Annotated in this window: 19 protein-coding genes and 1 pseudogene; 7 read left to right on the top strand and 13 right to left on the bottom strand. The window is 70.5% G+C overall.

Annotation, left to right across the window (positions count from 1 at the left end):
• Nucleotides 1-9: 9 nt before the first annotated feature.
• The 4 genes and pseudogenes from ASG52_RS16670 to ASG52_RS16650 all read right to left on the bottom strand — a co-directional run bounded on the left by ASG52_RS16670 (nucleotide 10) and on the right by ASG52_RS16650 (nucleotide 5,830).
• A pseudogene (locus tag ASG52_RS16670) lies at nucleotides 10-780 on the bottom strand (class I SAM-dependent methyltransferase).
• 7 nt (nucleotides 781-787) lie between these two features.
• Nucleotides 788-1,990, bottom strand: coding sequence for an MFS transporter (locus ASG52_RS16665; RefSeq protein WP_056245531.1), 1,203 nt, complete (start codon nucleotides 1,988-1,990; stop codon nucleotides 788-790).
• Between the two features lie 222 nt (nucleotides 1,991-2,212).
• Nucleotides 2,213-4,681, bottom strand: coding sequence for an OmpA family protein (locus ASG52_RS26520; protein WP_082552603.1), 2,469 nt, complete (start codon nucleotides 4,679-4,681; stop codon nucleotides 2,213-2,215).
• 147 nt (nucleotides 4,682-4,828) lie between these two features.
• Nucleotides 4,829-5,830, bottom strand: coding sequence for a DUF2865 domain-containing protein (locus ASG52_RS16650; protein ID WP_056245525.1), 1,002 nt, complete (start codon nucleotides 5,828-5,830; stop codon nucleotides 4,829-4,831).
• A 152-nt stretch (nucleotides 5,831-5,982) separates the two neighbouring features.
• Between ASG52_RS16650 and ASG52_RS16645 the strand changes: the two genes are divergently transcribed.
• The gene (locus ASG52_RS16645; RefSeq protein WP_056245523.1) at nucleotides 5,983-6,519 is read left to right on the top strand and encodes a CreA family protein; all 537 of its coding nucleotides are present in this window, start codon (nucleotides 5,983-5,985) and stop codon (nucleotides 6,517-6,519) included.
• 103 nt (nucleotides 6,520-6,622) lie between these two features.
• Here ASG52_RS16645 and ASG52_RS16640 read toward each other — a convergent pair whose 3' ends face one another.
• Nucleotides 6,623-8,416: a PHA/PHB synthase family protein gene (locus ASG52_RS16640; protein ID WP_056245520.1), complete on the bottom strand. Its 1,794-nt coding sequence runs from the start codon at nucleotides 8,414-8,416 to the stop codon at nucleotides 6,623-6,625.
• A 128-nt stretch (nucleotides 8,417-8,544) separates the two neighbouring features.
• Here ASG52_RS16640 and ASG52_RS16635 point away from each other — a divergent pair, with 128 nt between their 5' ends.
• The 4 genes from ASG52_RS16635 (at nucleotide 8,545) to ASG52_RS16620 (ending at nucleotide 11,315) form a co-directional block, all read left to right on the top strand.
• Nucleotides 8,545-8,904, top strand: coding sequence for a hypothetical protein (locus ASG52_RS16635; protein ID WP_056245516.1), 360 nt, complete (start codon nucleotides 8,545-8,547; stop codon nucleotides 8,902-8,904).
• Nucleotides 8,905-9,187: 283 nt separating this feature from the next.
• On the top strand, nucleotides 9,188-10,408 hold the full coding sequence (locus ASG52_RS16630) for an LL-diaminopimelate aminotransferase (RefSeq protein WP_056245514.1): 1,221 nt from the start codon (nucleotides 9,188-9,190) through the stop codon (nucleotides 10,406-10,408).
• A gap of 235 nt (nucleotides 10,409-10,643) precedes the next feature.
• Nucleotides 10,644-10,859: a hypothetical protein gene (locus tag ASG52_RS16625; protein WP_056245511.1), complete on the top strand. Its 216-nt coding sequence runs from the start codon at nucleotides 10,644-10,646 to the stop codon at nucleotides 10,857-10,859.
• Nucleotides 10,860-10,967: 108 nt separating this feature from the next.
• Nucleotides 10,968-11,315: a hypothetical protein gene (locus ASG52_RS16620; protein ID WP_056245507.1), complete on the top strand. Its 348-nt coding sequence runs from the start codon at nucleotides 10,968-10,970 to the stop codon at nucleotides 11,313-11,315.
• Between the two features lie 190 nt (nucleotides 11,316-11,505).
• Here the strand turns inward: ASG52_RS16620 and ASG52_RS16615 are convergent, their stop codons facing one another.
• The 3 genes from ASG52_RS16615 to ASG52_RS16605 all read right to left on the bottom strand — a co-directional run bounded on the left by ASG52_RS16615 (nucleotide 11,506) and on the right by ASG52_RS16605 (nucleotide 14,373).
• Nucleotides 11,506-12,612 carry a PhoH family protein gene (locus ASG52_RS16615; protein WP_056245504.1) on the bottom strand — a complete coding sequence of 369 codons (1,107 nt, stop codon included), beginning with the start codon at nucleotides 12,610-12,612 and terminating at the stop codon, nucleotides 11,506-11,508.
• Between the two features lie 36 nt (nucleotides 12,613-12,648).
• Entirely contained in the window at nucleotides 12,649-13,989 is a 1,341-nt protein-coding gene (gene miaB, locus ASG52_RS16610; protein ID WP_056245808.1) for a tRNA (N6-isopentenyl adenosine(37)-C2)-methylthiotransferase MiaB, read from the bottom strand.
• Between the two features lie 123 nt (nucleotides 13,990-14,112).
• Nucleotides 14,113-14,373, bottom strand: a complete 261-nt coding sequence (locus ASG52_RS16605) for a PH domain-containing protein (protein WP_286159089.1) — start codon at nucleotides 14,371-14,373, stop codon at nucleotides 14,113-14,115.
• A gap of 46 nt (nucleotides 14,374-14,419) precedes the next feature.
• Here ASG52_RS16605 and ASG52_RS28070 point away from each other — a divergent pair, with 46 nt between their 5' ends.
• Nucleotides 14,420-14,764: a hypothetical protein gene (locus tag ASG52_RS28070; RefSeq protein ID WP_210170415.1), complete on the top strand. Its 345-nt coding sequence runs from the start codon at nucleotides 14,420-14,422 to the stop codon at nucleotides 14,762-14,764.
• Nucleotides 14,757-15,215 (top strand): MEKHLA domain-containing protein, encoded by a 459-nt coding sequence (locus ASG52_RS16600; protein ID WP_056245497.1) that lies wholly within the window; start codon nucleotides 14,757-14,759, stop codon nucleotides 15,213-15,215. Before ASG52_RS28070 ends, ASG52_RS16600 begins: the two co-directional genes overlap by 8 nt.
• A 10-nt stretch (nucleotides 15,216-15,225) precedes the next feature.
• On the opposite strand, the gene ASG52_RS16595 is transcribed toward ASG52_RS16600, so the two are convergent.
• From ASG52_RS16595 to ASG52_RS16575, 5 genes are all read right to left on the bottom strand, one after another.
• Nucleotides 15,226-16,050 carry a CDP-alcohol phosphatidyltransferase family protein gene (locus tag ASG52_RS16595; RefSeq protein ID WP_056245495.1) on the bottom strand — a complete coding sequence of 275 codons (825 nt, stop codon included), beginning with the start codon at nucleotides 16,048-16,050 and terminating at the stop codon, nucleotides 15,226-15,228.
• A gap of 27 nt (nucleotides 16,051-16,077) precedes the next feature.
• A complete protein-coding gene (locus ASG52_RS16590) occupies nucleotides 16,078-16,788 on the bottom strand; it encodes a phosphatidylserine decarboxylase (RefSeq protein ID WP_056245492.1) in 711 nt (236 codons plus the stop codon).
• 64 nt (nucleotides 16,789-16,852) lie between these two features.
• Nucleotides 16,853-17,884 carry a diguanylate cyclase domain-containing protein gene (locus tag ASG52_RS16585; protein WP_286159078.1) on the bottom strand — a complete coding sequence of 344 codons (1,032 nt, stop codon included), beginning with the start codon at nucleotides 17,882-17,884 and terminating at the stop codon, nucleotides 16,853-16,855.
• Nucleotides 17,885-18,024: 140 nt separating this feature from the next.
• Nucleotides 18,025-19,944 carry an ABCB family ABC transporter ATP-binding protein/permease gene (locus ASG52_RS16580; protein ID WP_056245488.1) on the bottom strand — a complete coding sequence of 640 codons (1,920 nt, stop codon included), beginning with the start codon at nucleotides 19,942-19,944 and terminating at the stop codon, nucleotides 18,025-18,027.
• Nucleotides 19,945-20,088: 144 nt separating this feature from the next.
• Nucleotides 20,089-22,029, bottom strand: coding sequence for a LysM peptidoglycan-binding domain-containing protein (locus tag ASG52_RS16575; protein ID WP_056245486.1), 1,941 nt, complete (start codon nucleotides 22,027-22,029; stop codon nucleotides 20,089-20,091).
• Nucleotides 22,030-22,168: the final 139 nt, after the last annotated feature.

Genomic DNA, 22,168 nt, shown 5'->3' with positions numbered 1-22,168 from the left:
TTCATAATATTATATCAGCCCGACGTCAACAATCATCACATCTACCCTAAAACTTCCATCCACCTCAACCCCAAAATACCCCCGCACCGCCTCCGGCGCCCCCGCCTGCAATGCCCGGATCATCGCAACATTCGCGTCCGGCGTCCCCATCCGCGCAACCCAGCTCGCAAACTCCATCCGCACCCGCCAGCGCTGCACCGCCCCCGGCACGAAGCCGGCCTCCGTCAGCATCGCGCGCCACTCCGCTTCGCCTTAGTCGCGGACATGGGAGGGGTCGCGCAGGAGTTCCCAGGCTTGGAGATGGGTGTCGAGCAGCGGGGGGCCGGGGTGGATGACGTCGACGAGGCCGAGGCGGCCGCCGGGCTTGAGCACGCGGTGGGCCTCGCGCAGGGCCGTCGGCACGTCGGCCCAGTGATGGGCGCTGTAGCGCGTGAGCACCCGGTCGAAACTGGCATCCGGGAAGGGGAGGGACTCGACCGCGGCGCGGCGCGTGTCGAGGTTGGTCAGGCCGCGTCGGGCGGCCTCCGCCTCCACCGCGTCGAGCATCGCCTGCGACAGGTCGAGGGCGGTGACCGTGCGGACATGCGGGGCGACCGCGTAGGCGACGTGGCCGCCGCCGCAGCCGAGATCGAGCACGCGGGCCTGGGGCAAGTCGCGGCAAAGGGCGGCGAGCGCGTCGAGGTCGGCACAAGAAGAATGGACGGCGCTGGCGACGTAATCGGCGGCCCGCGCCCCGAACTGGCGATCGACCTGGGATTCGTGGTTGTCCGATGCGGTCATGGCGGCCTCACGAGAGCGGAAGCGGCGGAAGGCGGGTCAATCGAAGGGCGACGAGGAGAGCGGCCACGTAGAGACTTGCAAAGAAGCCGGCCACGCCGCCCCAGCCGTACTGCAGGAAGAACCAGCCCCCGGCGGTGCCGAGCAGCGACGAGCCGAGATAGTATAGGCAGAGATAGATCGCCGAGGCCTGGGCCCGGTCGCGCGAGGCGCGCCGCCCGACCCAGCTCGACGCCACCGAATGCGAGCCGAAGAAGCTCACGGTGACGACGACGATGCCGAGGATGATGAGGATCAGGTTCTCGGCCATGGTGAGCGCGATGCCGACGAGCCCGAGGAGGATGGCGAGCCACAGCACCTTGCGCCGCCCGAGCACGCTCGCGACGTGGCCGGTGAGCGCCGAACTCGCGGTGCCGGCGAGGTAGACCACGAAGATCAGGCCGATCGCCGTCTGGCTCAGCGAGTAGGGCGGATCGAGCAGGCGGAAGCCGATATAGTTGTAGACGCAGACGAACCCGCCCATCAGCAGGAATGGCGCCAGAAACAACCACGGCAGGCCGGCATCCGAGAAATGGTGGGTGAAGGTCCCGGGCACCTCGCGCCAGCGCATCCGGTGCGCCTGGAATTTCTGTGAGGCCGGCAGGCCGAACTGGAAGGCGATGGCCGCCAGCAGCGCCAGTACGCCGATGGTGCCGAGGCCCCAGCGCCAGGAGGCGTGGTCGGCGATGATGCCGGCCAGCAGCCGCCCGACCATGCCGCCGAGCGCGTTGCCGCCGATCAGCAGCCCCATCGACAGGCCGATGGCGCGCCCGTGCATCTCCTCGCTCAAGTAGGCCATCGCCACCGCGGGCAGGCCGCTGGCCGCGATCCCGGTCAGGGCCCGCAGGATCAGGAAGCCGTGCCAGTCGGGCATCAGCACCGCCGCGATGGTGAGCAGCGCCGAGGCGAACAGCGAGGCGGTCATCACCGGCTTGCGGCCGAACACCTCCGACAACGGGCTGACGACGAGGAGCGCGATGGCGAGCGTCGCGCAGGGCAGCGACAGGGCGAGGCTGCTCTCGGCGGGCGAGACGGAAAAGTTGTCGGCGAAGACGGGGAGGAGGGGCTGCACGCCGTAGAGCACGGCGAAGGTGGAGAAGCCGGCGGCGAAGAGCGCTAGGGTCGCCCGCCGAAAGGCCGGCGTGCCGGCTTCGATCAACCGGGCTTCATCCATGGTGCCGTGTCCTCGACGCACAAAAGACCCTCCCCCCGACGGATGTCGGGCTTGCCCGATATCCGCAAACGAAAACCCAAGTCGGGCAGGCCCGACTTGGGTGGGGGAGGGGGCTTTCGGAGAAAGCGGGAGATGAGCGACGTTTCCGGCACCGTCGCTTCCCTCTCCCGCCTGCTTCGCAGGCACCCTCCCCCGCGGAGGGGGGAGGGTCAAGCGTCGCGCTTACTGCGGCGGCGGGGCCGCCGGCTGTTGCCCGTCCGCCTGCTGCTGGAGCAGCGGGGTGATGCGGCGGACCGTGACACGGCGGTTCTCGCGGCTGGCGTCCTGCGTGTTCACCTTCAGGTACTGCTCGCCGTAGCCTTGCGTGGTCAGATTCTCCGGCGGCACCTGGAAGTTCTGCGTCAGCACCGCGGCGACCGACTGGGCGCGGCGGTCGGAGAGCGACAGGTTGTCGACCTCCGCGCCGACGGCGTCGGTGTAGCCTTCGATCAGGAAGACCTCCTGCGGGTTGGCCTTGACCGTCTGGTTGATCGCCGCCGCGATGCTCGACAGGCGCTGGGCCTGATCGGGCGTCACGGTGAACGAGCCGGACTCGAACGTGATCGTGTTGATGTCCACGGACGGCATCCGGGCGCGCAGCTGCGGCGAGTAGCGCACCTGATCCAGGGTGTAGCGCCGGTCCACCGCCTGCACCGGCGGGGCGGAAAGCGCCTGATAGACTTGGCGCTCGTCGGCCCGCTCGTAATCGACGATGTAGCGGTCGCGCGGGATGCGGATGTCCGGCGGCGGCAGATCGACCACATCGTCGTAGACCGGCCGCGGCGCGCCGCCATAGGCGTTGTTGATCAGGAACACCTCGCGCCCGTCGCTGTAGCGGCGGGAGCGGCGCAGCAGGCGCCCGTCGTCGTCCACCACGGTGACGATCTGGCCGCCCGCCGGGCTGTCGACGTAGCTGTAGACCTCGCCGCCACGGCGCTCGCTGCGATAGCCGCGACCGCCGTAGATCGTGCGGAACCGCTCGTTCTCGTCGTGGCGGATGAAGTAGCCGTCACGGTCGCGCACGATGATGCGGCCGGGCTCGCGGTAATAGGTGCGGCCATCCACGTCGTATTCGCGGCGGTCGCGCCGGATCGTGTCGTAGTCGCGGATGCGGTCGTCGTCGTCGCGGAAGCCGCCGGGGATGTAGGCCGGCGTGCCTGGCACGTTGAAGCGGTCGCGGCTACCGGAGCGGTCGTCGCGGCCGTAGCCGTCACGCCCGTCGCGGCGGTCATCGCGGCCATAGCGGTCGTCCCGGTCACGCCCATCCCGGCCGAACCGGTCGTCCCGATCACGTCCGTCACGACCGAAGCGGTCGTCGCGGTCGCGCCCGTCGCGGCGGTCGTCATCGAGCCGGCCGTCGCGGCCGTTCGGCTGATAGCCCGGCTGGCCGGGCTGGAGCGCACCGGGGGCGCCGGGCGGCGGCGTGCCGACACCGGGCTGACCGGGCTGCGGCGCGTTCGGCGGGGTGCCGGGCGGCTGCACCGGGCGACCGGGGACGCCGGGCTGCTGATTCGGCGTCACGGGGCGGCCGGGCACGCCCGGCTGCTGGTTCGGCGGCGTCGTCGGGTTGGCGCCGGGCTGACCCGGACGGCCGGGCTGGTCGGTGTTCGGCGGGGTGCCGGGCGGCTGGGCCGGGCGGCCGGGAACGCCGGGGCGCTGGTTCGGCGGCGTATCGGCATCGCGGCCACCACGGGCCGGGCCGTCGCGATCGGGCTTGCCATCACCGTCACGGTCGGGCTTGGCGGCATCGGGCTTGGCCGGCGTATCGCGGCCGGGACGGTTCGGGCCGTCGCGATCCGGGCGACCGGGCGCGTCCGGACGATCGGCATCGCGACCGCCGCGTGCCGGGGGCTGGTCGGGCTTGCCGGGGGTATCCTTGCCGGGGGTATCCTTGCCGGGCGCATCGCGGCCAGGACGGTCCGGCGTCGCATCACGACCAGGACGGTCCGGGGTCGCGTCACGGCCGGGGCGCGCCGGGGTGTCCGGGCGGCCGGGGGCATCGGGGCGGTCGGCATCGCGACCGCCGCGGGCGGGCGGTGTCGGCCGGTCGGGCCGATCCGGCGTCGCGTCGCGGCCGGGGCGGGCCGGCGGGGCGTCGCGGTCCGGCGTCGGCGCGCGCTCGCGGGCGGCCGGCGGAGTCGCACGGTCGGGACGATCCGGCGCGTCGCGGTCGGGGCGCGCGGGACGATCCGGACGCTCGGGGCGGTCCGGTCTCTCGGGGCGGTCCGGCCGCTCGCGGGCCGCCGGCGGGGCGGCGCGCTCGGCGGGCGCGGGCCGCTCGGGACGATCAGGACGCTCCGGCCGGTCGGGGCGCTCGGGACGATCCGGCCGCTCGCGACCGCCACCCGGCCCACCGGGGCCGCCGCGCTCCATGCCGCCGGGGGGACCGCCGCGTTCGGGGCCGCCACGCTCGGGGCCACCGCGACCGCCGCCCGGACCGCCCGGTCCACCGCGCTCCATGCCACCCGGTCCACCGGGGCCGCCCGGCCCGCCGCGACCGCCACCCGGTCCTCCCGGCCCTTCGGGATCGCGCTGCGCCAGCTCGATCCGCCCGTTGGCGGCCTCGCCGAGGGAGCGCGCGAAGGACAGGTCTGACAGGAGAAGAGCCGGCAGAATCGTACCGGTCAGGAGCAGGGAGCGGGTGATCCGCATGTAGGACGGCCTCGTGAAACGCGATCGGCGGTTCCGAACAGTGTCGGGCCGATATGGTTCCCGATCACGAGACGTCAAATTTTCAGGTCGAGGCGCGTTCTACTTCGATCCGCGCGGCGCGAACCAAACATCTCCGGCGCAAGGCCGTCAGGGCGCGGCCGGGACCGGGACGAGGCCGGGGACGATGACACGGATGGCGCTGCTGCGGGCCTCGCCCGTCGAGCCGGTGGCCTCGGCGGCGGCAGCTTCCGGCGCCGTCGTCGCCACGCCCTCGCGGTTGGCGGCGTCGGCGGCGAGCGAGGCCGCGGTCCGGTCGGCACGGCCGACCAGCGTCAGGCGGACTTTCGGGGCGCGCGACAGCCGCTCGGCGGTCATCGGCGTGACGAAGATGTCGCCCTTGTGCCGCACCAGCATGCTCTCGGCCTTGGCGAGCGACTGCGCCCAGCTCTGCCCCTCCTTCTTGCAGGAGCAGTTCGGGACGAAGCTCGTGCGGAACTTGAACGCCGTCGGCGTCGCCGCGTAGGCGCGGCTGCCCTTGAGGGTCGCGGCGTATTTGAGCGCGTCGTCGCCGTGCGGCATCGAGTAGGCGAGCGATTCGGTGCCGGGGCAGAGCGCCTGACACATCTCGTCGGCGCCCTCGCGGCCGTCGGGGAGGTTGTTCATCGGGAAGTAGGAGCCGTCGCAGGTCTTGACGCAGATCACCTGCGGGCCGCCGCGCGCGGTCTGGCCGCCGGAGAGCCGCGCCTCCTGGCCGGCCTCGGGCACCACGCCGGAGCAGGCGCTCGACACCGCCGCGACGAGCTGGCGGCGGCGGGCGGCCACCACCTCGCCGTCGCCGCCGCCATAGGTCGCGTTGAGCGAGCGGATGCGCGCCTCGACCGCCCCGCATTGCGGCGGCCGGGTATCGAAGAACAGGAACCGGCCGCCCTCGCAGTTCAGGCTGCGATAGTACGCTTCGAGGCGCGACACCTCGCTCTGGAGCGCCGCCGCCGTGGAGGCGCTGGCGTTCAGGTTGGCGAGTTCGGTCTTGTAGCGCTGGCACGCCCAGACATCGCCCGCGGAGGCAGCGCCGCCCTGGGCGAGAACGAGGCCAGCCACCGCGGCGAGGGCGGCGAAGGCACGGCGAAGCTGCGGTCCGATCAGCGGCATGGGCGGATGCTGGGATCTCGGGCAGGGGGTCGCGGGAGACGGTGGGGGCCGGTGCGTGACGGCGGAGCGCCTCACGCCTGTGTTAACGCCCCTCGCCGCCGGGGGACAGGGACACCATGTGTTTACGGCTAGGCTTTGAGGGGATTGCGTCGATGATGTGGCTCAGGGGCACCATGGGGAATGCCCGCGTTCTGACGGCGGCGGCCTGCCTCGCCGCCGCGCTGGTGCCGGGGGCGGCGGGCGCGGCGGAGGATCCGGACCGGATCTTCGACAAGTCGACGGTGTGGCGCCCGCTGACCCCGAACGACAAGCTCGTGGTCTACGGGATCGACGATCCCGACGTGTCGGGCGTCGCCTGCTGGTACACCCAGCCGGAGAAGGGCGGCATCAAGGGCACGCTCGGCCTCGCCGAGGACGTGTCCGACATCTCGCTGTCGTGCCGCCAGACCGGGCCGGTGCAGTTCAAGGACAAGGTCAAGCAGGGCGACGTGGTGTTCAGCGAGCGGCGCTCGCTGATCTTCAAATCGATGCAGATCGTGCGCGGCTGCGACGCCAAGCGCAACACGCTGATCTACATGGTGTATTCGGACAAGGTGGTGCAGGGCTCGCCCAAGAACTCCACCTCCAGCGTGCCGCTGGCGCCGTGGGGGACGGAAGCGCCGCAGAAGTGCGCGGATTTCGTGAAGTGAAGCGACTTGCGCCGGCTCCACCTCCCGAGGCGGAGCCGGCGAGAACGGCGGTCGGTCTCTCGAATCCCCCGATCCGGGGCGGTGAGAGGGCTTCGTTTCCGGACTACGCCTTCATCCGCACATAGGTCCCCGGCGCGGGCCCGAGCGAGGGCAACGCGCCGTCGCCGGGAATCCGCGCGGGCACGCGATCCGGCGCCTGCTCCTCCAGCCATTGGAACCAGTAGGGCCACCACGAGCCCTCGTGCTCGGTCGAGGCGGCGATCCAGTCCTCGAACTTGCCCTTCGTCGGGCCGCCGGTGCGGAAGCCGTATTTGGGTTTCTTGCCCGGCGGGTTGACGACGCCCGCGATGTGACCCGAGCCCGCCAGCACGTAATCGACCCGGCCGCCGAACTTGCCCGAGCCCTCGAACACCGAGAGCGCCGGGGCGATGTGGTCCTCGCGGGTGGCGAGGTTGAAGATCGGCGCCTTCACCTTCTTCAGGTCGAGGCGCACGTTGCCGAGCACCATCTGGCCCTTGGCCAGCGTGTTGTTGAGGTAGCAGTTGCGCAGGTAGAACGAGTGGTTGGCGGCCGGCATCCGTGTGGCGTCGGCGTTCCAATAGAGCAGGTCGAAGGCCTGCGGCGGCTTGCCCTTGACGTAGTTGTTGACGACGTAGGACCAGATCAGGTCGTTCGGGCGCAACATGTTGAAGGCGTTGGCCATCCGCGCGCCTTCGAGATAGCCGCGCTCGGCCATCCGCCCCTCGATCTGCTTGATCTGCTCCTCGTCGGCGAAGACCTTGAGATCGCCCGCGTGCGTAAAGTCGACCTGCGTGGTGAGGAAGGTCGCGTTCTTGATGCGGCGGTTGCCGGTGGCGGCCTGATAGGCCAGCGTCACGGCCAGAAGCGTGCCGCCGACGCAGTAGCCCGCGGCCGAAACCTCGCTCTCGCCGGTGGCGACGCCGATCATGTCGATGGCCGTCTCGATGCCCTCGCGCATGTAGGATTCGAAATCCTTGTCGCGGTGGCGTTCGTCGGGGTTGACCCAGGAGATCACGAACACGGTGATGCCCTGGGACACCATCCAGCCGATGAGGCTCTTCTGCGGGTTGAGATCGAGGATGTAGAACTTGTTGATCCAGGGCGGCACGATCAGCAGCGGTCGCTTCAGCACCGTCTCGGTCTTGGGCGCGTACTGGATCAGCTCCATCAGCTCGTTGCGGAAGATTACCTCGCCTGGCGTCACCGCCACGTCCTTGCCGAAGGTGAAGGCGTTGAGGTCGGTCTGGCGCACGCGCAGCTGCCCGCCGCCGGCCTGGAGGTCCTCCTGCAGCATCTTCATGCCGCGCACGAGATTCGCCCCGCCTTCCTCCAGCGTCTGGCGCAGGAGTTCGGGGTTGGTCATCACGAAGTTCGAGGGCGAATAGGCCGAAAGGAGCTGGCGCAGGTAGAACTCGGCCTTGTGGCGGGTGTGCTCGTCGAGCCCTTCCGCCTTCTCGACCATCTCCTCGGCCCAGCGGCTGAAGATGAAATAGCTCTGCTTGATGATGTCGAAGAGCGGATTCTTGCTCCAATCCTCGTGGGCGAAGCGCTTGTCCTTTGTGTCGGGCGCGGCGACCGGCTGCGGGATCTGGCCTTGCATCCGCGCGGCGGTGGAGGCCCACAGGGCGGCGAAGGATTCGGTGAGCCGGGTCTGGGCCCGCACCGCCTTTTCGGGGTCGCTCAGCCAGGTCTCGGCGACCTTGGTGAGGGTGCGGGTCATCTCGTCGATTTCGTTGCCACCCTGCCCCCCGCCGCTCTGCCCCAGTGTCTCGAAGGGCTTGAGGGCCGATTGCCGGAAGCTCTCGGCGAGTTGGTTGGCGTTGCGCGCGATCGTCTCGAAATCCGCTGCTGCCGGGCTGGTCCGCTCCGTGGCCACGCGTGTCCATCCTCCCGCATCGGCGCGTCCGTCAGCCTCATGGGGGCGCGGCGAGCCTCGTTTCCGACAATTTAACGCTCCAGGCAGGACATGTCGCCGTCCCCAGGTCCCATTTTCCGACCGATGTCATGCTCGTGAGCCGCTCTTTTCGCAGTATCGCCCGTTCCCTGGCCCTTACCGTGCCGGTCCTGGCGCTCGCGGCCGGCTGTTCGAGCGACGTGAATCCGATGAAGGCCGCCTTCGTCGGCGCGGGCTACGGCCCGAAGGAGACGCAGGCGCCGGATTTCGTGGCCGGCTCGCGCAAGGCGGATGCGGGCTACATGCCGGTCGGCGAATCGGCGCCGCGCCCCGCCCGCGCCCGCAGCGCCGAGGGGTTGAAGGCGCTGCAATCCGAACTGGAAGGCGCCCGCAGCCGCAACGAAGCCAAGGGCCGCGCAGCCGAGAGCGCCGCCAAGGCCACCGCGCAGGGGCTGGCTCCGCCACAGTGACCATCGACGGAAAAAGGGCCAGCCGCGCGGTAGCACCGTATGACGCGGTGCGAAGAGCGCCGCGCGCAGCGGCCTCGGCTTTCAGCCGAGGCGTCGAGCGGAGCGAAAGCCTAAGCCCGCAGATGCGGGCGCCGGCGACTGAGGCCGAGCAGGAAGCCGCCGGCGCTTGAGGCCAGCAACAAAAAACCATCGGCGCGCAAGCGCGCCGATGGTAAACACGCCGATTCCCTGCCGCCGCCGCGACGCGGGGGGAAGCGTTCCGCGACACCGGACAGAACCCGCCATGACCGATTTTCACCGCATCAAGCGCCTTCCGCCTTACGTCTTCGAGCAGGTGAACCGGATCAAGGCCGCCGCCCGGGCCCAGGGCGCCGACATCATCGATCTCGGCATGGGCAACCCCGATCTCGACGCGCCGCGCCACGTCATCGAGAAGCTGGTCGAGACCGCGGGCAAGCCGCGCACCGACCGCTATTCGGCCTCCAAGGGCATCGCCGGCCTGCGCCGGGCCCAGGCCGGCTACTACCAGCGCCGCTTCGGCGTGAGCCTGAACCCCGACACGCAGGTCGTGGCGACGCTGGGCTCCAAAGAGGGCTTCGCCAACATGGCTCAGGCGATCACCGCGCCGGGCGACGTGGTGCTGGTGCCGAACCCGAGCTACCCGATCCACGCCTTCGGCTTCCTGATGGCGGGCGGCGTGATCCGCTCCGTGCCCGCCGAGCCGACGCCCGCCATGTTCCCGGCGCTGGAAAAGGCGGTGGCGCACTCGATCCCGAAGCCCGTCGCGCTCGTGGTCTGCTACCCCTCGAACCCGACGGCCTACGTGGCCAACCTCGATTTCTATCGCGACCTCGTCGCCTTCGCGAAGAAGCACGAGCTGATCCTGCTCTCGGATCTGGCCTATGCCGAGGTGTATTTCGACGACGACAACCCGCCGCCATCGGTGCTGCAGGTACCGGGCGCCATCGACGTGACGGTGGAGTTCACCTCGCTCTCGAAGACCTTCTCCATGGCCGGCTGGCGCATGGGCTTCGCGGTCGGCAACGAGCGGCTGCTTGCGGCGCTGACGCGGGTGAAGTCGTATCTCGATTACGGTGCCTTCACGCCGATCCAGGTGGCGGCGACCGCCGCGCTGAACGGGCCGGACGACTGCATCAAGGAGATGCGGGCGACTTACAAGAAGCGCCGGGACGCGCTGATCGAGTCGTTCGGCAAGGCCAGCTGGAAGCTGCCGGTGCCGCAAGCCTCGATGTTCGCCTGGGTGCCGATCCCGGAAAAATACCGGCCGCTCGGCAGCCTGGAATTCTCCAAGCTGCTGCTGGAAAAATCCGACGTTGCGGTGGCGCCGGGCATCGGCTTCGGCGAGCACGGCGACGACTACGTCCGCATCGCGCTGGTCGAGAACGAGCAGCGCATCCGGCAGGCGGCGCGCAACATCCGCCGCTTCTTCGACAATTCGGACCGCACGCTGCACAACGTCGTACCGATGCAGAAGGCGGTTTGATTTTTTTCGTGGTGCGCCGTCTCCGACACTCGTCGGAGGCAGCGTCCTTCGTCATGCCGCTGCGATCCGTCTCGCAAAAGATGTTGCGGCGGGGCGACAGCCCCGCGCAATCGGGCCCGGCTCCCCGCGTGGGCACGCGGGGAAGCTTGTCAGTGCGCCTCTGCGTCCGCAGGGTCATCTCCTGTTCCGCCGCCGGGTCTTGGCTCGGCGGTCGGTCTGCGCCTCGAGGATCCGCATGCGCCGCCTGAAGCTCTTCGCCGCCCTGGCGCTCGCCGGCGCCGCTACCGGCGCCTGCGCCCCCCACCCGATCGTGGCCCGCGACCCCGTGCCGGCGCCCTCGCCCGACGAGGCATACGACTGCACGACGAAGCCGCTGGTGCTGAACGCCTACCGCACCGGCTGCGAGCCGCGCCTGCGCGAGCGGCGCACGGTGCTCCAGTCGAAGGGCTGAGCCGGAAAGCCTTTCTTGTCACGTTTCAGGCTTGATCGAAGCCGACAAACAGGGCCCTCCCGCCCGCGCGGGGGAGCCGAGACAGACGCCCTTCCGAAGGAGCCACCCTTGGCCCATACCCGCCTCGTCCTCGCCGCCCTCCTCGGCCTGACGGTCGCCGACACCGCCCTCGCCCAAGGCGTGGGCGATCTCCTCTACGGCGAGCGGACCGGACCGCAGGTCTACGAGGCCGATCCCGACACCAGCCGCTTCGCCGGCCCGCCGATGAGCACCGACGGCCGGGACCTGCGCGCCATCGGCGCCGTGCCGGTCCCGACCGTGATGAACGGCGGCAGCTTCGGCATCACCGGCAACGACTACTACAACGACATGAAGGTGCTGACGCCCCAGGGCCCGCGCCGGAACTCCGAGACCTACATGCTGGCCCCGGCCTACCGCTCGCCGCCTCTGCGCTGAGCGAAGTTCCGGGCCAAGCCACCGACGCTCGGCCCTCCCATCGAGCCCCCTCATCCTGAGGTGCCGCGTGAGCGGCCTCGAAGGAGGGCTCCAGTGTATCGTGTGATCCCTGGAGCCCTCCTTCGAGGCCGCCGCTTCGCGTCGGCACCTCAGGATGAGGGTAAGGTTGGAGAACCCTCGAAAGGCTACGTCACGCCAGTGGTCGCCGCCGCGGGTTCGGGTTGCGGTCGTGCTCACCCTCGCCGTGGGCGGCCTTCTCGTAGGCGGTGACGATGCGGCGCACGAGGTCGTGGCGGACCACGTCCACGTCGCGGAAGCGGACGCGGCCGATGCCCTCGACGCCGTCGAGCACGTTGACCGCTTCGACCAGCCCGGATTTCTGCCCAGGCGGCAGATCGATCTGGCTCGGATCACCCGTGATGATCATGCGCGAGTTCTCACCCAACCGCGTCAGGAACATCTTCATCTGCATCGAGGTCGTGTTCTGCGCCTCGTCCAAGAGCACCACGGCGTTGGTGAGCGTGCGCCCGCGCATGAAGGCGAGCGGGGCGATCTCGATGATGCCGGTCTGGAGGCCGCGATCGACGTGGCGGGCCTCCATGAAGTCGTAGAGCGCGTCGTAGATCGGCCGCAGGTACGGATCGACCTTTTCGCGCATGTCGCCGGGGAGAAACCCGAGCCGCTCGCCGGCCTCGACCGCGGGGCGCGACAGGATCAGCCGCTCGGCGTGGCCCTGCTCCAGCAGCGAGACCGCGTGGCCGACCGCGAGCCAGGTCTTGCCGGTGCCGGCGGGGCCTTCGGCGAACACCAACTCGTTCGCGCGGAGAAGCTTGATGTAGTCGCTCTGCGCCGCGTTGCGGGCGCGCACGGCGCCGCGCTTGCGGGTGGCGATCTGGTCGAAATGCTCGCGACCAGGATCGGCGGCGATCTCGGCGGAGGGAAACAGGTTGCCCTGGACGGTGACCTCCTGGATCACCCCGTCCACGTCGCCCAGCGTCAGCGTCGTGCCGCCCTTCTGGACGCGGGCGTAGAGCCGCTCGAACACCCGCCGGGCTTTTTCCGCCGCGTCGGGGGCCCCTTTCAGGACGAGATGGTTGCCGAGCGCCGTGCCGGTGATGCCGAGCCGCCGCTCGATATGCGCGACGTTCTGGTCGTACTGGCCGAAGACGAGGCTGGCGAGGCGGTTGTCGTCGAAGGTCAGCGAGACCTCGACGGTCTCGGCGAGGCCGGGGCGCCCGGCGGAAGGGGCTTTGCCGCGGCCGGCGGGGCCGCGGGCGGACGCAACGTCAATCGGCACGCAAGAGATTCCTGCCTCGGTGCGTCCCTATATAGGTCACGCGGCGGCGGCCGCATCGGGCAGCATCGCGCCGAACAGGCTGTTCGAGCCCGAGCGTACGATCCGCACCGGGACCAGCGTGCCGATGGTGGAGGCGGGCGCATCGAACTGGACCGCCTGGAGCTGCGGCGTCTTGCCCGCGACTTGCCCCGGATGGCGCCCGACCTTCTCGACCAGAATTTCCGTCACCGTGCCGACCGACGCCTCGTTGAAGGCGTGGCGCTGCGCGTCGAGGAGTTTTTGCAAGGCAGCCAGCCGCTCGGTCTTCACGCTCTCGGGCACCGCGTCCTCGCGCTCGGCCGCGGGCGTGCCGGCGCGCGGGCTGTACTTGAACGAGAACGCCGCCGCGAAGCCGATGTCGGACACGAGCCGCATCGTCTCGTCAAAATCCGCGTCGGTCTCGCCGGGAAAGCCGACGATGAAGTCCGAGGACAGGGCGATGTCGGGGCGGGCCATCCGGATGCGCTCGATCAGCCGGCGATAGGCATCGCCGGTATGGCGCCGGTTCATCGCGTGCAGGATGCGGTCCGAGCCCGACTGCACCGGCAGATGCAGGTAGGGCATCACCAGCGGGTTCTTTTCGTGCGCGATGATGAGGTCATCCGCGAAGTCGTTGGGGTGGCTGGTGGTGTAGCGCAGGCGCAGCAGGCCCGGCACCTGGGCCAGCGCGTCCATCAGCGCCCCGAGGGTGGCGGGCGCGCCGTCGGCCCCGTCGCCGTGATAGGCGTTGACGTTCTGGCCGATCAGCGTGATCTCGCGCACGCCCTCAGTGACGAGGCGGCGCGCCTCCTCGACCACCGCCGCGACCGAGCGCGAGACTTCGGCGCCGCGGGTATAGGGCACCACGCAGAAGGCGCAGAACTTGTCGCAGCCCTCCTGCACCGTGAGGAAGCCGGTGACGCCGCGATTGCGGCGCGCGGGCAGGTGGTCGAACTTGTCTTCCAGCGGGAATTCGGTGTCGACGACGCGGCCCTCGCGGGAGCGACGCAGCAGGTCGGGCAGGCGGTGATAGCTCTGCGGCCCCACCACCACATCGACCGCGGGGGCGCGGGAGAGGATCTCGCGCCCCTCGGCCTGCGCGACGCAGCCCGCCACGACGATCTTGGTCTCCTGGCCGGCCTCGGCGCGCTCGCCCTTGAGCACGCGCAGCCGCCCGAGTTCCGAATAGACCTTCTCGGCGGCCTTCTCGCGGATGTGGCAGGTGTTGAGGACGACGATGTCGGCCTCCTCCACCGCGTCGGTGGCGCAGTACCCCTCGGCCGCCAGCACGTCGGCCATGCGGCCGGCGTCGTAGGCGTTCATCTGGCAGCCGTAGGACTTGACGTAGGCTTTCTTCAAGATCGCATCCTGGGCGGCGGGCACGAAGTGAGGATCGGCCGGCCGCGTTCGACTCTTCGAAGCATGAGGGCGGCCCGCGCGTAACACAATTTTCGCCGGCCGTCGCGCCCGCGAGGTGAACCCTCACTCGGGCCGCGTGCCGTCCACGAGGGCGCGCAGGCGCTCGTAGGCCTCGCCGGCCTCCGGAATGTCCTTGATCATCGCGCCGCTGCCGAAGGTGCTGCCGGTGCCGAGCAGGCTGAAGGCGTTCCACGACGATCCGGTCCCGGTCGCCTGGGTGGCGAGATAGACCGAGCCGAGTCCGACGCTGCGCTGGAGCACGCCGCGCCGCAGGGACACCTCGCGCACGTCGCGGAACATCACCCGTTTGGCGTGGATGGTCAGGACCCCCTCCTCGATCTCCAGCCGGTCGTCGTAGAGGGTGTAGACGGTGTTGCGGTATGTTCATCGCCCGCCCGATCCCGACCATGACGGGGAACGCGACGAAGACCGTTGCGCCGACCGCGACGAAGGGCGAGATCGTGACGGGCAGCGCCCCGAGCATCGGCCGGAGGAAGCTCTGAAAAATCCCGCCGAAGAAGCCGCCGGCCCAGAACGAGAAGAACAGCTGCAGCGGCACCTGCTGGAGCAGCGCGATCCACAAGACGAAGATCGGACGATAGGTCGTCAGGGGGCGTTCGATCATCGTATCAGTCCAGCACCGCACGCTCTGGTCGCAAGCCGTCCTCAAGGCGTCAACCGCGTCCGCATCACGTCGGCGTGCAGGCATGGATGAGGGGGTGCGGGTGACGCTGCGAGACGATGGCGAGTTCTTCGCCCTGCTGACCGGTAGCTTCCGGCGCCTCGTCGGCCGCCCGCTCGTGCCCGAGCCGGGGCTCGGGCCGGATTGGCTCTACGGGCAAGCACCCTTCGCGGTGCTCGCCCACGACACGTCGCCCGACCCGCTGTTCGTCTACGCCAACCGGGCGGCGCAGGCCGCCTTCGGCTACGACTGGGACGAGATCGTCGGCCTGCCCTCGCGGTTCTCGGCGGAAGCGCCGGAGCGGGCCAAGCGCCAGCGCCTGCTCGACGCGGTCGCCCGCGACGGGTTCGTCGCCGATTACCGCGGCCTCCGCATCGCGAAGTCGGGCCGGCGGTTCCCGATCGGCGACGGCATCGTGTGGCAGCTCGTGGACGAGGCGGGCCGGGTCCGCGGGCAGGCCGCGACCTTTCCCGTGACGGGCTGAAGCCGGCCCGTTACGGCGCCGTCTCGGCCGGGGTCGGCTCCTCGCCGCCCTCCTGTTTCAGGCGCTTGCGGTACTGCACGGCGCCGAACGGGATGACGCAGAGATAGCCGAGGCTGAGCGCGGCCAGAGCCTCGAACGGGAACGAGATCACGAGGCCGAAGGCCACCACCACCACGAGGAAGATCGGCAGCACGAGGTCGCGCGGCACGCGCTTGCCCCAGGTCTTGCCGGAAAACGTCGGCACGGTGGAGACCACGAGGAGCGCGATGACCAGCTCGTAGGCCAGGATCAGCCCGGTGCTCCATTGCGGGAACGGCACGTTGAGGAAGTGCAGGTAGAGCGGCAGCATGCCGGTGAGCGCGCCCGCGGGTGCGGGCATGCCGACGAAGTAGTCCTTCTTCCATTCGGGGCGGTTGGGGTCGTCGAGCATCGCGTTGAAGCGGGCGAGCCTCAGGCACATGGCGATGGCGAAGACCAGCGAGACGATCCAGCCGACCGATTTCAGATTGTGCAGGGCGAAGCTGTAGAGGATCAGCGCCGGGGCGCAGCCGAAATTGACGAAGTCGGCGAGCGAATCGAGTTCCGCCCCGAAACGCGAGGTGCCCTTGAGCAGGCGCGCCACCCGCCCGTCGATCCCGTCGAGCCCGGCGGCGACCACCACGGCCAGCACCGCGGGCTCGAACTTGCCCTCGAAAGCGAGCCGGATCGCGGTGAGCCCGAGGCAGAGCGCCAGCAGGGTGATCATGTTCGGCGCGATGATCCGGAACGGCACCGGGCGGAAGCGCCGCGGGCGGTCGTTCGGATCGGGCGCGAAGGGCGGAAACAGATCGTCCATGGAGGCTCCGGCTCTTCCTGTCGCCGCTCAGATACGGCGGAAGGCCCGCTCCGGGCCACCCCCGAGATCGGCCAGCACCGTCTCGCCCGCCACCGCCTTCTGGCCGAGGCCGACGAGGATGCGGGTGCCGACGGGGAGGTAGACGTCGACGCGCGAGCCGAACCGGATCAGGCCGAAGCGCTCGCCGACCTGCTTGGTCTCGCCCGCCGCGACGAAGCCGACGATGCGCCGCGCCACGAGGCCGGCGATCTGCACCACGCCGATGCGCAGCGGCTGGCCGCGATGGGTCGTCTCCATGACGATGCCGTTGCGCTCGTTGTCGTCGCTCGCCTTGTCGAGTTCGGCGTTGAGGAACAGGCCGGGCGTGTAGTGGATCTGGCCGATCTTGCCGGTCACCGGCACGCGGTTCACGTGGCAGTCGAACACGTTCATGAACACCGAGATGCGCAGCATCGGCTCGTGCGAGAGGTCGAGCTCGGGCGGGGGCAGCACCGTGGAGATCAGGTTCACCCGCCCGTCGGCCGGCGACACGATCAGGCCGTCGCCGACCGGCACGACGCGCTCGGGATCGCGGAAGAAGTAGCAGACCCACAGCGTCAGGATCAGGAACACCCACGCGAAGAACTGCGAGAACAGCCCGGCGCCGACGGTGAGCACGATGCCGATCAGGATGAAGGGATACCCCTCCTTGTGGATCGGCACGAGCGTCCGGCGGATCGTCTCGATGAGGTCGGTCATGGGCTCCGATGGGGCTCCGGCGGGGCGAATGCGACCCGCCGGATGGCAGGGGGCCGAGCGAACGTCAACCGATCCTCTGCCCAGGGCCGACTCTGCCCGTCGTCGCAGTCGGAAGGCAGAGCGCCGGATCGAACAGGCGGAAGGTGCGCCGCCCGGCCGCCTTGGCGGCGTAGAGGGCGGTGTCGGCCCGCGCGAACAGGTCGCCCGCCTCCGCTCCCAAATCCGGCCCGGACAGGGCCACGCCGACCGAGGCGCCGAGGCGGTAGCGCCGGCCCTCGTGATCGAACGGTCGCCCCAGGGCCTCGACGATCCGCTGCGCCAGGGCCGCGGCCTCCGGGGCCGGGAGTCGTTCGTCGAGGACGACCGCGAACTCGTCGCCGCCGAGCCGCACGACCAGGGCGCCCGCTCGGCAGATCCGCAGGAGCCGGTTCCCCGCCTCGCGGAGGCAGACATCGCCCGCCGGATGCCCATACGCGTCGTTGATCGCCTTGAAGCCGTCGAGGTCGATCAGGAACAGGGTGCCGACCGGCGCACGCAGGCGCGCGTCGAACCGGGCGCGGTTGGCCAGCCCCGTCAGCGCATCGGTCTCGGCGAGACGGCGGGTGCGCTCCAAGAGCAGGATCTCGTCGGTCACGTCCTGCTTGAGGCCGAACAGCCGCACCGGCACGCCGTCGCGACGATCGACCGTCGCGGTGAGCCGCAGCCAGCGGTGCCGCCCGTCGGGCAGGCGGATTTCCGCGTCGAGCCGGAAGCCGCCTCCCTGCGCGAGCGCCCGGTCCCGCAGCACTGTGAGCGCCCGGCGCGAGTCCGGCGTGTACTGCTCCACGATCAAGCGGCGATCGAGCGTGACGCCGTGAGGAATCCCGAAGAGATCGTAGACGCTTCGGCTCCAGCGCAGGCCGTCGCCGGGAAGGCTGCATTCCCACAGGCCGAGCCCGGCGGCCTCCATCGCGCGGTCGCCGAGGGCCTCGGCGCGCAGCATGTCCTGTTGGGCCGCGATGATGGCGGCCTGGATTCGCAGTTGCAGGCGCAGGCGCTCGAGTTCGACGGCGTCCGGCTCGTCGGGCGTCTCTCGAAACCGTGCAGCATCAGGCATCAATGGGGGGCCGTCCGGGTTCGGCGCCGTGGCGGCGCGTCCTCGCTGGGGAGCGTGAGCCGAACGGGTTGACGGGGGATGGGCCGATTTCATCCTATCCACAGCCGGACGATCACGGTTTCGTGATCGTCCGGCTGGACTCAAGCGACCGGTTGCGGTTCGGCCTGGGGCCCGGCGGCCAGCATCCTCTCGTCCTCGGCGCGCTTCAGCGCCTCGCGCGCCGCGTCCGCCTGCCGCTGGCGGTCCCACAGGGCCGCGTAGACGCCGCCGCGGGCCAAGAGACTCGCGTGCTCACCGCGCTCGACGACGCGGCCCTGATCCAGCACCAGGATCTCGTCGGCATTGACCACCGTCGAGAGGCGGTGGGCGATCACCAGCGTGGTGCGGCCCTGGCTGACGCGGTCGAGCGCCGCCTGGATCTCGCGCTCGGTGAAGGAATCCAGCGCCGAGGTCGCCTCGTCGAGGACGAGGATCGGCGGGCCCTTGAGGATGGTGCGGGCGATGGCGACGCGCTGCTTCTCGCCGCCCGACAGCTTCAGGCCGCGCTCGCCCACCGGGGTCTCGTAGCCCTCGGGCAGGCTCTCGATGAAGCGGTCGATCTGAGCGAGCCGCGCGGCCTCGCGCACCTCGGCCTCGGTGGCGTCCCAGCGGCCGTAGCGGATGTTGTAGCCGATGGTGTCGTTGAACAGCACCGTGTCCTGCGGGACCATGCCGATGGCCGCCCGCAGGGAATCCTGGCGGACATTCGCGATGTCGTGCCCGTCGATGGTGATGCGCCCGGCTTGCGGCTCGTAGAAGCGGAACAGCAGGCGCGACAGCGTGGATTTGCCCGCCCCCGAGGGGCCGACGATGGCGACCGTGCGCCCGGCCGGCACCTCGAACGAGACGCCGCGCAGGATCGGCCGCGCGGGATCGTAGGCGAAGCGCACGTCCTCGAACCGCACGGTGCCGGCCGGGACCGCCAGCGCCGGGGCGCCGGGGCGATCCGCGATCTCGGGGTTGCGGTCGATGATGCGGAACATGTCGTCGATGTCGACGAGCGCCTGTTTGATCTCGCGGTAGATCATGCCCATGAAGTTGAGCGGCATCGACAGCTGTATCAGCATCGTGTTGACGAGCACGAACCCGCCGATGGTGGTGCGCCCGGCCATGATGTCGCGCGCCGCCAGCGCCATCACCGCGGTCATGCCGATGGTGAAGATCACGGCCTGGCCGGCGTTGAGCACCGCGAGCGAGACGTAGGTCTGCGTCGAGGCCTTTTCGTAGGTCGCCATCGAGGCGTCGTAGCGGGCGGTCTCGCGGTTCTCCGCGCCGAAGTACTTCACCGTCTCGTAGTTCAGCAGCGAATCGACCGCCTTCGTGGTGGCGTCGGTGTCCGAGTTGTTCATCCGGCGGCGGATGCCGATGCGCCACTCGGTCGCCTTCCAGGTGAAGCCGAGATAGGCGGCGATCATGGTCGCGACGACGGCGGAGTAGAGCCAGTCGAATTCCCAGGCGAGGATGCCGAGCACCAGGGCGAGTTCGACGATGGTCGGCACCAGCGTCAGCACCATCAGGCGCGACAGTTCCTCGATGCCGTTGCGGCCCCGCTCCAGCACGCGGGTGAGGCCGCCGGTCTTGCGCTCCAGATGGAAGCGCAGCGACAGCCGGTGCATGTGCTCGAAGGTGAGCAGCGCGAGGCGGCGCACGGCGTGCATCGCCACCTTGGCGAACAGACCGTCGCGCACCTGCGTCATCGCCGCCATGGCGACCCGCGACAGGCCGTAGAGGCCGATGAGCAGGAACGGCGCCGAGATCAGCCCGGCGGGGACGGCCGCCGGCGCGGTCTTGTCGGTCGCCGCCACCAGCGCATCGGTCGCCCACTTGAAGGTGAAGGGCATCACCATCGTGGCGGCTTTCGCCAGCATCAGGAGGCCGAAGGCCAGGAAGATGCGGCGCTGCAGGTCGCCCCGGCCGTGCGGCCAGAGATAGGGCCATAGGCGCCGGTAGGTGGCGATGAGGCCGGGTCGTTCGAGCGGCGCGGGCGCGCTCGGCGCCGCCGGCTCGGATGCGGTTGCCATGATGGGATCGGGATGCGGATGCGGGGATGACGCCTGGACGCAGGGGGCGCTCAGGGCTGTCGGTCGCCGGGATATAGGCGCAACGGAGCCCGCGCGCATCCGGTGCGGGGACGCATCATGCCTGCGTACGATTCAGGTCCGTGCTCAAGTCCTCTTGGGCGCCGGGGTATCCGCCGCCGTGGGCGCATCCTTCGGCAACACGAAAATCTGGCCCGGATAGATCAGGTCGGGATCGCGGATCTGCTCCTGGTTGGCGTCGTAGATCACCGTGTAGCGGTTGCCCTTGCCGTAGGTGCGGCGGCTGATCTGCCACAGGCTGTCGCCGCGGCTGATGCGCGCCGTGCTGATCTCGGGGATGAACACCGTGCCGGCACTTTGGCCCGGCGCCTCCGCCATCCGCCCGGCCTCGGGGGCCGCGGCCTCCGGCAGCTTGGGCGCGAGGGCTGCCGCGGCGGCGCCGTCGGCGGCGGGTTTGGGGGTACCGACGCCGGTGCCCGCCGCGACGGAAGGCGTGCCGGGCGTCACCGTGCCGGGAGACGCCGCAGAGGGCGGCGGGACGATGGCGGGGGCGAGCGCGAGGCTCGGTGCGGGCCGGGTCTCGGGCGCGGGCTGCGAAGGCGGGGCCGCGGCGCGGGCGGACGCGCTCGGCGCCGTCCGCTCGGCCGCCTTGTCCGCGGGACGCTGCGCCTGAGCCTGCATTTGACCGCTCGGCGCGGTGCCGGGCCGGGGCTCCGCCGAATCCGCAGCGCGGGGGGCGCCGGCTTGCGTCTCGGTCGGTCCGGCGGCACCGCGGCGCTCCGGCGGGGCGCTCTCGGCCATTTTCGGAGCGGCGGGTTTCGCGTCCGGCTTGGCGGCGCTCGGCGCCGGCTTCGACGCCTCGGCGGCCGTCGTCGGCGCCTTCGGGGACGGCGCGGCGCCCTCCGTCGGCTTGTGCTCGGCCGCCTTGTGATCGGTCGGTTTGTCGTCCGCCGCCTTGCGAGCGCCGGGCGTCTCCGCGGCCGGCTTCTCCGCATGGGCGAGACGGGGCGCACTCTCCGGATAGGTGAAGGCGACCTCGGCGCGGCGGCGGACCTTGCCGCCGGCCGGATCGACCGCGTCGATCCGCACCTGATAGGCGCCCGGCCGCACGCCGCGGCCGATGGTGAAGGCGATGCGCCCGTCGGCGCCGGGGCGCCCGGAGGCCACCAGGGTGTCGTTGAGGTAGAGCCGCAGGGTGCTCTCGGTGGAGGCCTGTGCGGTCACGTCGAGCCGCCCGCCGTCCTGCGCGTCGATGCTGACGATCCGCGGCGCGGCCTCGGCCGCAGCGGCAGCCGGCTTGTTCCTCGGTGCGTCGGGGGGCCGGGCCGCCTCCCGCGTCGGCGCGGGCGCCTCGGCCTGGGCCGTACCTTTCCGATCGGCCGGCTTGCCGGGCTCCGCGGGCGTCGCGCCAGGGGCAGCCTTGCCGGGTGTTTCGGAAAAAGCGGTGGCGGGGCGGCCGGTGCCGGCCTCCGGCGCGTCGGGCTGCGACAGCACCCGCGTCGGCGCATCGGGCGCCGAGAGGGCGATCAACGGCTTGGCGTCGCGCTTCTCGGCGACCACCACGGTGACGCTCTCGCGCCCGTGCAGCGGCTTGCCGTCCGGTCCGGTGGCGCGTAGCGCGATCTCGCTCGATCCCGTCGGCAGGTCCGGCGGCGTCAGGGCGAACTGGCCGGCGGAATCGGCCTTCGCCTCGGCATAGGCTTTGCCGTCGCGCAAAAGCTCGACCCGCGCGTTCGGCGTCGTGCGCCCGGCGATGACGCTCGCCCCGTCCGGCTCGACGCGGACGATGTCGAAGGCCGGCGTACCCTCGGCCTCGGCGGGCGCGGCGCGCGGCGCGGGGCCGGCCTCCGGGCCGGGGGTTTTCCCTTGCGGCGGCGGCGTGAGAGCGGCAAGAGGAGCAGCCTTGTCCGATCCCGAAGAGGCCTCGTTCGAGGTCTCGGCGGAGGAGCCGCCCGCCGCGTTGCGCTTGAGGAGTTCTCCCGTTCCGAACAGCGCGACGACCATGGCGAAGCCGCCGAGCAGGCCCGCAAGCGCGAGCACGATGCCTCGCCGCACCTCAGCCGTCATGGCTCACCGACTCCTGCTCATTCGCACCGTGGCGCGCCGTCGTGAGACGGCCCGCAGCGTCATCGACAACCCGTCTCAATCACCTGACATATTACCGAACATGAGAAGAACACCAAAGCTCGCAGCCGGGTGCCGACCG

Origin of the sequence: Methylobacterium sp. Leaf456 (assembly GCF_001425465.1) — a bacterium.
Taxonomy (GTDB): domain Bacteria; phylum Pseudomonadota; class Alphaproteobacteria; order Rhizobiales; family Beijerinckiaceae; genus Methylobacterium.
This window is presented reverse-complemented; position numbering and strand designations above follow the sequence as displayed.

Excerpts from the sequence above, each read along its gene's own strand:
- ASG52_RS16600 (WP_056245497.1), top strand. The coding sequence starts at position 14,757 with ATGGATGAGGGGGTGCGGGTGACGCTGCGAGACGATGGCGAGTTCTTC.
- ASG52_RS16585 (WP_286159078.1), bottom strand. The coding sequence starts at position 17,884 with ATGCCTGATGCTGCACGGTTTCGAGAGACGCCCGACGAGCCGGACGCC.
- ASG52_RS16650 (WP_056245525.1), bottom strand. The coding sequence starts at position 5,830 with ATGCCGCTGATCGGACCGCAGCTTCGCCGTGCCTTCGCCGCCCTCGCC.
- ASG52_RS16625 (WP_056245511.1), top strand. The coding sequence starts at position 10,644 with ATGCGCCGCCTGAAGCTCTTCGCCGCCCTGGCGCTCGCCGGCGCCGCT.
- ASG52_RS16645 (WP_056245523.1), top strand. The coding sequence starts at position 5,983 with ATGATGTGGCTCAGGGGCACCATGGGGAATGCCCGCGTTCTGACGGCG.
- ASG52_RS16635 (WP_056245516.1), top strand. The coding sequence starts at position 8,545 with ATGCTCGTGAGCCGCTCTTTTCGCAGTATCGCCCGTTCCCTGGCCCTT.
- ASG52_RS16575 (WP_056245486.1), bottom strand. The coding sequence starts at position 22,029 with ATGACGGCTGAGGTGCGGCGAGGCATCGTGCTCGCGCTTGCGGGCCTG.
- ASG52_RS16595 (WP_056245495.1), bottom strand. The coding sequence starts at position 16,050 with ATGGACGATCTGTTTCCGCCCTTCGCGCCCGATCCGAACGACCGCCCG.
- ASG52_RS26520 (WP_082552603.1), bottom strand. The coding sequence starts at position 4,681 with ATGCGGATCACCCGCTCCCTGCTCCTGACCGGTACGATTCTGCCGGCT.
- ASG52_RS16630 (WP_056245514.1), top strand. The coding sequence starts at position 9,188 with ATGACCGATTTTCACCGCATCAAGCGCCTTCCGCCTTACGTCTTCGAG.
- ASG52_RS16590 (WP_056245492.1), bottom strand. The coding sequence starts at position 16,788 with ATGACCGACCTCATCGAGACGATCCGCCGGACGCTCGTGCCGATCCAC.
- ASG52_RS16580 (WP_056245488.1), bottom strand. The coding sequence starts at position 19,944 with ATGGCAACCGCATCCGAGCCGGCGGCGCCGAGCGCGCCCGCGCCGCTC.
- ASG52_RS16665 (WP_056245531.1), bottom strand. The coding sequence starts at position 1,990 with ATGGATGAAGCCCGGTTGATCGAAGCCGGCACGCCGGCCTTTCGGCGG.